This is a genomic window from Pseudoalteromonas sp. BSi20652 (assembly GCF_000239855.1).
Taxonomy (GTDB): domain Bacteria; phylum Pseudomonadota; class Gammaproteobacteria; order Enterobacterales; family Alteromonadaceae; genus Pseudoalteromonas.
Map to the genome: position 1 here is coordinate 1 of NZ_BADT01000127.1, position 13,312 is coordinate 13,312.

Sequence of the window (13,312 nt, forward strand, 5' to 3'; positions counted from 1 at the left end):
AGTTTTATCTTTTGCAAAAACTTTAGAGTCTGAAACTAGAATATCTCGTTTGTTACTTTTTGCAGATTCAACAAATCGCTCAAGTAACTGATGTAAGTGATATTTTTCAAGCTTCATATCAAATGGTTCTCTCATGAATTGATTTTGAGAGAAGTAAGGCCTTACAGTATCAATAAAGTGCTTTTCTGCAGCAATAGACAAATCATTAAGTGTAATTTTTTTATCTTTAGCAATACTCTGTTGGTTTGCGTACCATAAAATCCAGCCAACATTACGTGGTACACAAGATGTAATATCAAAAAGAGTTTTGTAGTAATCATCGAGTGTAGCTTTTGTTGTATCAAAGAATTCATCAGGAGTTTGCTTACAGAAAAACTGGGTTCGTTTTTCAATCAACTTTTTAATGCTTCCCTCTGCCTGAGCATGAACATCTGTAATAGTTTTAGCTTGGTATAACTCGTAAAAATCTAGCCTTATTTGTTCGATTTTCTGCGGATCGATATCTCCGAGATATATTCTTCCTGGGTAAGCTGCAATTTTGAATTTAAAGAATTCATCAGAAAGGTTGTTCAACGGTCCAATGATTACATCTACAAATATTTTCATTGCATCATAATCTATTTCTGAAAAGTCATCTAAACAAATAAAAACATGATTAATACCGATATTTTTTAACAGCTCTCTTATACTTCGCATTATCAAAATAGGGTTGAAGCACTTTAAAAGAACTTCAGAAAACTCTTCATTTAAGCTAGATGCATCAGAGTTTGAAGTCACATGTTCGGCATTAAAACTTCCTTTAGGACCAGTTGAGTCAACACTTACATTAGCTGAAATTTTTTGATTAACTGAATTCTTATTTTCTTCATTAGACAAGACTTTCTTTTGCTTTAGAACTTCAACATCCATATATTCAAATTTTTCGATATCATCGAAAATTCTATTTAGTTCTTCTTCAAAAGCAGTTTTATCCGGACCAAAATAATCAGTAATCTTAGCAAGGTAAAATTTCAAAGTGTTAGTTTTAAGTTCTAGCTTAATTTCTGAGATGATTTCTTTAAGAAACGATTTATATATCAGGTATTTATTCAAGTCCTGAGCAGAGAAATGATCAGCATAGTTTTCTGCACTATAAGAAAACGCTTTAGACTGTTCAAAAATGCTTTTAACATCTATATATAGTGAAAGGCGATCCTTACTCTTTCTTATATCGTGTTGAAGCCTAGCAATGATTGTCGATTTTCCAGTGCCGCGTCGCCCTGTTAGGATTGTCGTATTTAGTTTTGAAATCGACTTTAATATAAGATCATTATCTAAAGGATCAACATAAAGCTTTTCGATAACATCTTTGCTTTTACTAACATCCGATAAATCAGCTCTTCTGCACTTTTTTAAGGAATCAACTAAATTAAAAAAATTATCTTTGTTTTTCTGACTAATGTTCATTTAATACCCTTTAAAAATACACGAGAAATTTGAGTGAGCTGACTTGCTACATAATAGTTTTATCAGAGGATACTTTCCTCTCTTTATGAGCAAAGTATGTCCTCTTAATTATTTTTAATATTAATAACAAATCCTGTAACACATTGCGAGTATTAAACTTTAAGTCGGGCTGTTCTTTTAATAATATGCAGAAAAGAGGAAAACGTCCTCATTTTTTGACTTAGGAGGAAAAACGCCAGCGCGATACATAAATACAGCAGTTAAATATTTCAAAATGAAAACCAAAATCGATTTTAAATCATTTAGTATTCACTAAAAAACGGCCGCGATAATGCAAGTAACCGCTTTAAGTACACTTGTTTGTGTAAGCATATTATAAAAGTTGGTTTAGGGATGGTGGAAGCTGTAAAAAACGAGGTCATAAATTATTTACTGAACGTGTCTACCTGTTATTAAAGTAAGGCTGACACGCTTAAGTATTATTACTTATTTGGCTTTTTTAGCCTCTAGCGCTTCTATTTCACTCCAGATTTTTTCGGCTTCTGCACTTAACATGGCGAAGCTTTTAATGTCGCCTTTTCTTTGTGCCTGCATGCCTTGCTCTAGTTTTACGTCGTATTCTTTACGCAGTTTTTTTATCGGGTCAGGCTTTAAAAATGAAAACATTAGTATTCTCTTAATTTATTAAACTATATTTAATTAGTGTACGCATTAATGGGCTTAATAGTTCTTTGTTTGGTGAAAATGTTTACTTTGCGCTTTTAAAGCGCAAAGTAAACACGGTGTAATTATTAACGTACTGTTTGCTAGTGCTAGTGCTAGTGTTTACGTTTCTGGCTCTAGGCGTTTAATACCTTGGCCATCAATACCTAAATAAATAAAACCATCACTGCCTTGGGCTAAGCTGCGTACTCTGCCTATTCCATCGAGTATTTTATATTGCTTAACAACCTTACCCTTTGAGAGCTCTAGTGCGCTAATGAATGCAAATTTCATTGATGCTAATAATAGCTTACCTTTAAGTTTTGGGTATTTATCACTCGTTACATACAACATATCGGAAGGGGCAATTGAAGGGGACCAATGTAATACGGGCGATTGCATGCCGTCTTTTTCTTTAAGGTCGGTAAACTTGGTACCGCTGTAGTTAACGCCATAGCTTACTAAAGGCCATCCGTAGTTAGCGCCTTTGTTTATTATGTTAAGTTCATCGCCACCGCGTGGCCCGTGTTCGTGAGACCATAAAATATTATTTTGATTATCAAACCACATGCCTTGTGGATTACGGTGCCCATAAGACCATACCGCATGTTTTGCATCTTTTTGTTTAAAAAACGGATTGTCGCTTGGGATATTACCATTTTCGTGTAAGCGATAAATTTTACCGCCGTCCCGCGTGAGATCTTGCGGGTTTATGTCGCGCGAGCCGCGATCGCCAATTGAAAAATAAACATAACCTTCATTATCAAACACAATACGGCTGCCGTAGTGCTGACCTTTGGTACTATTATGCTCGCCTTTGTATAGTAATTGCTGATCAGATAGCTGCGTATGATCGCTACTTAGCTTGGCGCGCATTAAGGCAGTGTTACTTCCGCTTCCTTTGCCCTCACTACTTGAGTAACTAAAGTACAGCCATTGGTTTTTCTTACTATCGGTGTGTAGTGATAAATCAAGCAATCCACCTTGGCCATTAGCATCAATGTCGGGCAGCCCTGAAACCTTAGTTAACGTAGTGGTATTTTTAGGTAATAAAAATAACGCTCCACTGCGCTCAGATATTAGCAAGTCACCATTAGCTAAAGGCTCAATAGCCCAAGGTATAACGAGACCTTCTGCCGCTGTTACTGCGTTAACGTTAAGCGATAAAGTATCTAGCTTTTTGTAGTCTTTTACGTAATCGCTTTTTGCATTTGCGGGGGCGTTAGTAGCAAACATAGCAACGGCTAAGCCTGCACTTATTAGTTTAGGGAGAGTGTTATGTGACCTTAAATTTATCATTATGGCTTCCAAAATTAATTCAATCTTGCATAACCTTAGCATGGCATAAATAAATTTTTTAAGCGTTGAGTTAAATGAAAAATACACACTTATATTTTTGTGAGATGACTTTTTATTAGAAAATTGTTTTAGCAATTAGCGCTAATAAAAAATTGAATAATTACTCTATTGGGGTTGAAAACTTAAAGTTTGAGCGTACACTTGTGCGCTGAAGTTTGGGCGTACACGTGTAAGTTCAAAGTAATTAAGATTTGATAGAGATTTAACCATGATGACTCAAGTATTAAACCAATTTTCAAAATGGTTTTTACACCATCAAAGTTTTGCAGGCTATATAGAGCCAATAATGCAGGTGTTTAAACCTGCGTGGCGTGCAGGGCAGTTTAGAGCGCAAGTAGTTAATACGACTGTGCTTGATGGCGGCTTTTTAAGTGTGCAACTTAAGCCAAGCAAACAATGGCGGGCGCATACGTCAGGGCAACATATAAGTTTAACGGTTGAAATTAATGGGCGATTATTAACACGCGTTTTTACCGTGGCCTCAAGCGCTCAGCAATTTAAAAATACTGGGTTAGTGCGTTTACTAATTAAAACAAATGCGCAAGGGCGCTTTACTGGCTTACTCAGCAGTGCATTAAAAGCGGGTTTGTGGTGCAATATTTCTGCGCCAAGCGGCGATTTTGTATTTAAAAACACACACACGCCAGCCACTTTTATTGCCGGTGGGTCGGGTATAACACCTATGCTGGCTATGCTTGATGATTACTTAAGCCAAACTACGCAAAAAGTGTCGTTAGTGTATTACGCAAAAGCCACTGAGCATCAATGTGTTGATGAGCTAAGTGAGTTGGCGGCGCAGTTTGAGCATTTTTCGTTTTTATTATTAACCCGTGAGCAATCAAGCGATATAACCAGCAATATTAAGCCGTGGGAAAACCCAGACATTTACTGCTGTGGCCCTGCAGCATTTATGCAAACGGTGAGCGATTTTGCTAAAACTCATAAGCTAAATTATTACCAAGAAGCATTTGGTTTAGCGCTGCCTACCTTAAACGACGATAGCCAATTTAATGTAAAAATTAACGCCAGTGCCCATGTTGTATCGGGCAACGATGTTTTACTGACTCAGTTTGAAGAAAAAAAGCTCCCCGTTAAACGCGGTTGCGGTATTGGTATTTGCCATCAATGCCAATGTATTAAAAAGTCAGGCGTGGTACGTAATTTAAAAACAGGTGAATTGAGTGACAACGGCGAGCAATTAATCCAACTTTGCGTAAGCCAACCTGTTAGTGATTTGGAGTTACAATTATGAAAAACATTAACTATGACATGCTCGCAAGCGAGCTAGATGCCATTAAAATGGACACCCTTGGCAAAGTTGGCCAACAAGATGCTGACTATATTCGCTCTGTTGTGCGCAAACAGCGAGTGTGTGAATGGAGCGGGCGAATTTTGCTAATGCTTGGTTTTATTCAGCCATTATTGTGGGTTGCAGGTGTGTTGCTATTAGCGCTGGCTAAAATTTTAGACAATATGGAAATTGGCCATAATGTAATGCATGGTCAATACGATTGGATGAACGACAAGCAACTTAACTCACAGCATTATGAATGGGACATAGCGTGCGATGGCCAAAGTTGGCACCGCGTTCATAACTTTGAACACCATACGTATACTAATATTATTGGTAAAGACAGAGACTTTGGTTATGGATTATTACGCCTGAGCGATGATTTTAAGTGGCGTTTTAAAAATGTATGGCAGTTTTTTACGTATATTAATTTAAGTGTGTTATTTCAGTGGGGCGTGTCGTATCACGAGTTAGCTGCAGAGCGTGTTTTTATTGGTAAAAAGAAAGAAAACCGCGAAGGGCTTGTTTCACACTCTACATTAAAGCATCGCTTTTTTAGTAAAGGCGCTCGCCAATTAATTAAAGATTATGCGATATTTCCGTTACTTGCAGGGCCTTTATTTTTATGGGTATTGGCCGGTAATTTAGTAGCAAACTTAATCCGTAATTTATGGACATCAACCATAATATTTTGTGGTCACTTTACTGAAGAAACGCAAACCTTTAAACAAGAAGACTGCGTAAACGAAACGCAAGGGCAGTGGTATTATCGCCAAGTACTGGGCTCGTCTAATATTAAAGGCTCGCATTGGTTTCATGTTTTAACGGGGCATTTGAGCTGCCAAATAGAGCATCACTTATTTCCTGATATGCCGTCTTCGCGCTATCAAGAAGTAGCGCCTCAAGTACAAGCCGTTTTGAAAAAGCACGGTATTGATTACCATACAGGTAGTTTTTTTAAACAGTATACTTCGGTGTTAAAACGTATCATTAAATATTCGTTTAAATAAACATGTTTTAATTAACGAATGAAAAAATCGGTCTGTGTAACTACACTGACCGATTTTTTGTTTATTACACTCAATGCGGTTGATTAGTAAACAGCACTTGCAAAAATTTCTCATAGTTAATTAAAAAAGCCTTACTTTAGCTATGGTTAAATAGCGTGTGATTGTCATACAATGGAGGAAAATAGACCACACAAGAGAGATTAAAATGGCCGCATTTGGTACCGTGTTTATGCCGCAGATGATTCAAGCTCGTTTTTCTGATAATAAATGGAGCGAGAGCTCAATTGTCCCTTCCGATAAACTTGAACTTCATGCTGGTGCGCACGTTCTTCATTATTCAAGTACATGTTTTGAAGGCTTAAAAGCCTTTCGCCATGAGGATGGTTCTGTTTATCTTTTTAGAATGGATGCAAACATTGCACGCATGCAACAAAGCTCAGCGCTATTAAGTTTACCGAGTTTTGACAGCGATATGCTAAAAACGATGATTATCGATATTATGCGCGAATACGCAGATGAAACCCCATTACCGCCGGGCTCTATGTATATTCGCCCAACGCACATTGGTACTGAGGCTGCAATTGGTAAAGCGGCAGCGCCATCAATGAGCTCACTTTTATACACGTTACTATCGCCAGTAGGTGATTACTTTGCAGGTGGTGCAACTGCACTACGTGTACTACTTGAAGAAGATGGTATGCGCTGCGCCCCGCACATGGGAATGGTAAAAAGTGGTGGTAACTACGCTAGTGCACTAGCACCTATTAGCGCTGCACGTATTAAGTATCAAGCTGATCAAATTTTATTTTGCCCAGGTGGCGACGTACAAGAAACCGGTGCTGCTAACTTTATACTTATTGATGGCAACGAAATTATTACTAAAGCGCTTGATAGCACGTTTTTACATGGTGTAACGCGTAATAGTATTTTAACCATAGCCAAAGATTTAGGTATGACGGTAAGTGAGCGTAACTTTAGCGTTACTGAGCTACTAGAGCGTGCTGCTAAACCAGGTACTGAAGCGGCGCTTTCGGGCACTGCAGCTGTGCTAACTGCTGTGGGTACATTTATTCATAACGATAAAGAATACAAAGTAGGTACTGGCGAGCCAGGCCCAACGACTGCGCGCCTTCGCCAAGCATTGAACGATATTCAATGGGGTAAAAGTGAAGACAAACACGGTTGGTTAACTAAAATTTAATGACTTAATAATCCGATATTAGTTTTCTAATATCGGATTTTTTTATGGCAGATTCGTGTATAGAGGCATTTTCACACATATAGTGTAGCCACTTAGTTTTAGTAGACACCTTGGTCTGTTTAAGCATTTCAAAATATATCTAAGTATTTGACTCATCAGTATTAAAATATTAATAAAGGGAATTAGTTTTGGATTCAATTAATTTTGATTGGTATGACTTTGCCGAAAAGTTGATAAATACTAAAGTAGAAGAAGGTTGTAAGCCTTTTTTGACAGCGCTTGAAAGTGTAAAACAAGGGGATGTAAGCGCTGCAGTAGCTGCTTTACAAGACCTTAATGAATTACAGTACCTACTTAGTGTTGTTATTCTTGAAATACAGCATGTTAAGTTGGGCGCAGACCCATCCCTATTAACTCTATTTACGGAAGCACTTCGCGAGAATGTACCTATTGGATCTGTAGACACTTCAAATATCTATCATGAGATTGCATCGGTTTGGGAAAAAGATGTGTGTGCTTTATTACCTGATGATGATGTTCTTTACCGTAATCAATATCAAAGAGGTGACAGCTTACTTATTAGTGTTGTTAATGAGCGCTGCCGACTAGGTTTACACGCTGAAGCATTACCTTTGGTAAATAAAATAGATGCTTATTATAGAGAAAGTTTGTCTGAAACGTGGGTTAAAGTTATTTCTGGGTTGTCAGAGGGTGATGTTAAAGAGCAGGCGCTAATGACATTAGCAAAAGTGGGGTCGTATCGTCCAATGATTCAAGATGGGGGAGAGGAAGCCAGTGCGTTTGCTAATGCGATTAAAAGGTTTAGTGATCTTGATTTAGACAGTGAACACGCTGCTGTACAAGTAAGCTTTAAAGGATTGCTAAGGCTCTCTCGTCATCGTGCACCGAAAGATGTTCGCTCCTTTGGTACATATACTGCTCAAGTTGCCGCAGCCAAAGTTGCAGGTCGGATAAAGCACAATGGATGGCTTGAAATTGCAAAAACACTTACTCCTAATATACATGATACAGACTTAAAACAACGAGCTATTGTTGCATTGCAATTAGCCGAGTTTCATTGCTTAGAAAAACCAATTTCAGAGTTACAACCCATTATTGAATCGATTGGATTAGTTTGGTCAGGTATCGATGACCCTCTTCAAGCTCTCATTAATTATATTGATAGTAAACCACTTAAAAAAGTTTCTCCTGATGAAGAGTTAGCAAATGCAATTATAGCGGGAAAAGATATGACTGCTGAAGTGGCATTAAGAATGGCTCAAGAAGATAATGAAAATAGATATCATACTCCTGCCTATAATCGCTTTTTACTCGGATGCCAGCTTTGTTTGCCAGATGAGCAGTTGAATCAATTTTATGAAGAGCTTGATTGGAGCCATGAAGAAGCATTAGTGAAAGGTGCTTGGTGGTTTGTGTGGCGTCAACCTGAAAGAGTTTTGCCATATTTAAATCGAGGTTATCCAGAAGGGGATAAATTTGGTACTTACACAAAAAGGTTTTTGCCCTTTTTAACCCCTGATTTACTTACCAAGGCTGAAAAGTTCTATATTGAACTTGAAAGAACAAAGCCGCTGACTCTTTTTATAGCGCACTGGGTTTTACACGACAATTTACATAATGCCGCACGTATTCTTGGTTATCTAGGCGAAACAACTTCAACGGATGAATGGGTACCTCGCTACCGCAGAGGAAACAGTGCAGGCAAACCCTTTATTACAATTGCAGATAAAGAAATTAACGCAAAACCATTGCCCTACTTAGGCGAAGTTTCTGATATTAAAAGTGCAATAAAAGCTTGCACAACAACTGCCTTATTGTTGCAATTAGTAACCGATCATTGGCAAGAAAAACAACTTGTACAGGCGGTTTTAAAAGCTGTAAAGCTAAAAAAATATCAAAAGTCGTTTGATGACCGATGTGCTTTAATTAAGCTTTATTTAATAGTTGGCGAACTTGAGGCTGCAGTTGCTTTATTACCTTCTGTGAATACGGGGCGTAAAAGGTGGAGTAATGTTGAATATGGCGCTGAACTGGTTAAAAATATTTTAAGTTTTTTAAAGGTCTCGCCAGAAAAATTAACCTTAAACTTATTTAATACATTACTTATAGAAATATCAAAAATATTTCCTCAATGGATTTGGTCATCGTATTTTACTTTAGCGCGCTTAAGTTGCCACCTTTCAAAAGCTGAGCGCGAGGAGGCACAGCAAGCTATAACTAAAACTGCTAGTAAGGTATTTAAATTTCCTTCTGACAATATTTCTGTTTATTTTGGTTTTCTGAAAGGTACGCTAGAGGTTGAAGGTTATAGTAATTCGCTAGCGTCTCAATTAGAAACTTGGTGTCATAAAATCAAACAGCTTATGAATCTTCAGGGCTGCTATGTTGATGATATATGGATAATCTCACAAGTTGCTAACTTAAAGGTGCATGTACCACACGAGTTATGGGAAAAGTTCTCTGTTGATATATACATTAATACTCAATTTACTGCGTACGAACATAGAGCTATTTCGGTACTTGAAAAAACGTTAATTCATTTATGGTCTGTGGGCGATTTAACACTAATGAAAGCTTTAATCCAATCAAATAAATTACCAGAACATTTACAATATGATTTGTATCGAAGTATTTGGAAGGATATTCATTTAGCACCAAGTCCATATGAGGTATTAGCTTTGACAAAGCCAGAGTTAAGTGCAACGCCAATTCTTAAGAAAGAATTTACAGAATCTTTGTGTAGTGTGATGGTTGAACATCAGCATCCCGACTCTCAGCGTATGCAAAAATTATTACAGTCGATGATGCCGCTAAATTAATCAGAAAGTGTTAGAGAAGAGGTCTCAGCTATAAAGGTATCGAAGGTTTAGTCACAATGGAATTGATTCGCTTGTAAGTGTCTTTCATTTACAGCATGACTAGTCATGGCACAATATCAAGATTATTTTACTTATTACTTTCGCCCTGCGTTTACTTTCAATATATGTATTGAAAGTAAACGCATGGCGCATAGTTTATGCCCCAAAGCAGGTCTTTAAAGTTAATAGCATCAAGTATACAAATTAGCGTTTAAGTTTTCGCCTCAACATGCCACTTTTTAAGGCTTGTTGGATGATTTAATAATGGTCTATATAAATCAAATTGAGCTAAGTAGCCCCAACTCTGAATAATAAATCTATCTCAAGCAGCTATTTCCAACGCTAACTGCATTGAATTTACTTGCAATAGACCCGTAAATTCGCCTTTTTTTCACTAAAAATCTCTGGCTAGAGAAAATAAATTTAAATATCACTATTGTTCAATATATTAGTAAATTTCTTAACCAGATTTCAGGTTAAGTAATTATCTAATATACCAGCTTTTGTTGCCGTAAGTTTTGCTGAAAGTGTAGCTAAATTACCGTTAAATTCTCATTAATTAATCGGTTTCAAAACTAAATAGTTACTTATGATTACTTTGCTCTGTTTTTAGTTATAGAGCTCAGCAAAGCCGGTTTTTCTAACTTTGAATATATTTACACTGTGTAGGAATATCTGCATGGTTGTTAGTCATGCAGATATTTTAATCAATGATTAAAACTTCATTTCTATTTTACCGTACACGTAGCGTCCGTTAAATCCATACGGTGAGAAGCTAGAGTAAGCAAATAAACGTGAGAAGGTGGTTACATCGTCAACATTTTCACGGGTTGCGTCTGGGTAAACATCAAAAATGTTATTAGCACCTAGGCTCAGCGATACGTTTTCACTAAGCGAGTAGGCGACATCTAAGTCGGTTATCCATTTAGGCTTTAGCACTTCGTTACGTTCTGGGTTATTTGAAGGGTCTTGAGTTTCACCGTAACGCGTTGTTCTAAGCGTTGTACGAATATCATCGTTAGTCCACGTTGCACTTAAATTGTACTTATTACGCGGTGTGCTTACTTCAAAACGACGCAGCTCAGTACCTGAGAACAAGTTGTCTTGATCAAACCCTGCACCTTGTAGCTCTGCTGGTGGGTCGATAATATTTGTTACTTCATTTTTGCCGTAGTTGTAACCTAGGTTAAAGGCTAAATCGCCGTAACCATCGGTTGCTACATTATAAGAGGCAACCACATCCACACCACGGGTTTTACTGTCAATTGCGTTTAAGAAGAAACGACCTTGGTTAGCGCCTGTGCCTTGAAGTAAATCGGCAATAGCATCGCCCGATAAGTTGTTTGATAACACAATGCGGTCATCAATTAATATTTGGTAGTAATCAACCGATAGGCTGAAATTAAAGTCGGTAGACCATGTAAAACCAACGCCGTAGTTAGTGGCTTCCTCGGCATCAAGACCCGGTGAGCCCAGTGCTTTTGCTACATCGCTGCTTGGTGCAAAGGTACCTGTTTCGGTTGGTTCGCCATCAACAAATACAGTGGCCACTGAGGTAAAGTATTGTTGCTGCAAAGAAGGTGCTCTAAAACCTGTAGATACAGAGGCGCGTAGTGCTAAGTCTTCAGTTAATGAATAACGAGTCGCAACTTTACCATTGAGCGTATCGCCAAAGTCTGAGTAATCTTCATAACGAGCAGCAACCGCTAAATTCCAATCGTCAGTTAGGTAGGTTTCAAGGTCTATATACAAGCTCACGTTGTGGCGGCTATTGTCGCCTTCAGATTCGGGTGTAAACCCCGGAAATACTTGTGCGCCTGCTGCGCCAAATGGGCCATCAACAGGGTCGGTCACTGCGCCACCTCGACCAAATGTGCCTTGTGCATATGATGCTTCTTCGCCTGCATCTATTTGGTATCCTTCGCGACGATACTCAGCACCTACAGCTACACTTACAGAGCTTTCTAAAAAGCTGACGTCTACCTCGCGGCTAAAATCAACGTTTAAAGTAAGTTGATCGTAAGTAAGTGTTCCTGCATCAAAGCTTGTTTGGCTAGTAGGACCGTATGAGGTATTTAGGCTATTTATAACACCAAACTCGAATGCATCTTGACCATATACGGCCGAGACATCGTAATTCCATTCACTTACAAAACCTTTAGCGCCAAGTGCCAATGAAAAGTCATTTATGTCTGAGGTGATAACAGGTAAAAACCCATCTGGGTAAACTTCTTCTATATTACGGCTATCGCTTGCACGGCGATAAAACCCAGCGCCTTCGCCTTCACGTTTGCTGTAAGAGCCAAACGAATATAAATCTACTTCGTTTGTTAACTGGTAACCTGCGTTATAAAACACTGAAAAGTCTTCAACATCGCCATTACCAAAGTTATGGTTGTAACGATTTACGTTAAGTTCACGCGGGTCTAGCGCGCCATCTACTGATCCGTCATCTATGCGTGCGTAGTTTTCACGGTTATCGTAGTCTGAGCGGTTAGTTGAATGGCGGTCGCGGTATTCTGTTGAGATGTTTAAAAAGCCATTATCGCCAAGTTCAAAACCCATATTACCTTGAAGCGTTAGTGTTTGGCCGTCGGTTAAAGAACGATCGCCCCCTTCGGTAAAGGCTAAATTACCATCACTGCCTTCAGATACTGATTTTAGCTGTGGTACACCGTCCATTTCAGTTACGTTAGCACCATATATAGCCGCCACTGAACCACCGCTGCTGGCACTTTTAAGTACAATATTAATAACACCGGCTATAGCGTCAGAGCCATATTGCGCTGCTGCACCATCGCGCAGAACTTCAATACGGGCAATAGCATTTGCTGGTATCGCATTTAAATCAACCGATGATGAACCACGACCCGTTGAGCCATTTAAGTTCAGTAATGCGTTGCTGTGGCGGCGCTTACCATTAACAAGCACTAAAGTGTGATCAGGTGCTAAACCACGAAGTTGAGCAGGGCGCACATGGTCGCTGCCATCAGTAAGTGATGCTTGTGGGAAGTTAAAGCTGGGTAATAAACTGCTAAGCAGGGCATTCGTTTCAGTAAAGCCTGAATTTTTAAGTGCATCTGCACCAATTATATCGATGGGTACTGCGCTGTCTTCTACTGTACGGCTTAACCTGCGAGAGCCAATTACGCTTATTTGTTCAATGTTTTCTTCTGCTTTAGTGTCTTGCTCTGCAGCATTTACGCAGAGCGAACCAAGTAGTGCAGCAGACGCGCTCATGGCGAGTAATATTTGTGGTACCGATTGCTGTAATTTAAATAACGGTTTTCTATTCATGCTGTATTTCCCCATACCCATTGAATTATTTTAGTTTTGTACAAAAAGATTAAACCTCTTTGTTACCTTGAACTTATACTTAATTAACAAAGTCAGTCAATTGAATAACATTCAATTAATTTAGGCG

General features: G+C 38.5%; 8 protein-coding genes. 4 read left to right on the forward strand and 4 right to left on the reverse strand.

From position 1 onward, the window contains the following. The 3 genes from P20652_RS18340 to P20652_RS07645 form a co-directional block, all read right to left on the reverse strand. On the reverse strand, positions 1-1,446 hold a 1,446-nt coding region (locus P20652_RS18340), incomplete at its 3' end, for an ATP-binding protein (RefSeq protein ID WP_033017553.1). Positions 1,447-1,932: 486 nt separating this feature from the next. Continuing rightward, positions 1,933-2,112, reverse strand: a complete 180-nt coding sequence (locus P20652_RS07650; protein ID WP_008169491.1) for a DUF6435 family protein — start codon at positions 2,110-2,112, stop codon at positions 1,933-1,935. A 159-nt stretch (positions 2,113-2,271) separates the two neighbouring features. Beyond that, positions 2,272-3,447 carry a PQQ-dependent sugar dehydrogenase gene (locus tag P20652_RS07645; protein WP_008169493.1) on the reverse strand — a complete coding sequence of 392 codons (1,176 nt, stop codon included), beginning with the start codon at positions 3,445-3,447 and terminating at the stop codon, positions 2,272-2,274. Between the two features lie 268 nt (positions 3,448-3,715). Between P20652_RS07645 and P20652_RS07640 the strand changes: the two genes are divergently transcribed. From P20652_RS07640 to P20652_RS07625, 4 genes are all read left to right on the forward strand, one after another. Further along, the gene (locus P20652_RS07640; protein WP_008169495.1) at positions 3,716-4,759 is read left to right on the forward strand and encodes a flavin reductase family protein; all 1,044 of its coding nucleotides are present in this window, start codon (positions 3,716-3,718) and stop codon (positions 4,757-4,759) included. Then, positions 4,756-5,808 carry an acyl-CoA desaturase gene (locus P20652_RS07635; RefSeq protein WP_008169497.1) on the forward strand — a complete coding sequence of 351 codons (1,053 nt, stop codon included), beginning with the start codon at positions 4,756-4,758 and terminating at the stop codon, positions 5,806-5,808. Before P20652_RS07640 ends, P20652_RS07635 begins: the two co-directional genes overlap by 4 nt. A 199-nt stretch (positions 5,809-6,007) precedes the next feature. Further along, the gene (locus P20652_RS07630; RefSeq protein ID WP_272941825.1) at positions 6,008-7,009 is read left to right on the forward strand and encodes a branched-chain amino acid aminotransferase; all 1,002 of its coding nucleotides are present in this window, start codon (positions 6,008-6,010) and stop codon (positions 7,007-7,009) included. A gap of 188 nt (positions 7,010-7,197) precedes the next feature. Next, positions 7,198-9,849, forward strand: a complete 2,652-nt coding sequence (locus P20652_RS07625) for a hypothetical protein (protein ID WP_008169501.1) — start codon at positions 7,198-7,200, stop codon at positions 9,847-9,849. A 753-nt stretch (positions 9,850-10,602) separates the two neighbouring features. Here P20652_RS07625 and P20652_RS07620 read toward each other — a convergent pair. Next, positions 10,603-13,185, reverse strand: a complete 2,583-nt coding sequence (locus P20652_RS07620) for a TonB-dependent siderophore receptor (RefSeq protein ID WP_008169505.1) — start codon at positions 13,183-13,185, stop codon at positions 10,603-10,605. Between the last annotated feature and the right edge of the window lie 127 nt (positions 13,186-13,312).

Coding starts and splice junctions, on each gene's coding strand:
- P20652_RS07620 (WP_008169505.1), bottom strand. CDS start 13,185: ATGAATAGAAAACCGTTATTTAAATTACAGCAATCGGTACCACAAATA.
- P20652_RS07635 (WP_008169497.1), top strand. CDS start 4,756: ATGAAAAACATTAACTATGACATGCTCGCAAGCGAGCTAGATGCCATT.
- P20652_RS07645 (WP_008169493.1), bottom strand. CDS start 3,447: ATGATAAATTTAAGGTCACATAACACTCTCCCTAAACTAATAAGTGCA.
- P20652_RS07640 (WP_008169495.1), top strand. CDS start 3,716: ATGATGACTCAAGTATTAAACCAATTTTCAAAATGGTTTTTACACCAT.
- P20652_RS07650 (WP_008169491.1), bottom strand. CDS start 2,112: ATGTTTTCATTTTTAAAGCCTGACCCGATAAAAAAACTGCGTAAAGAA.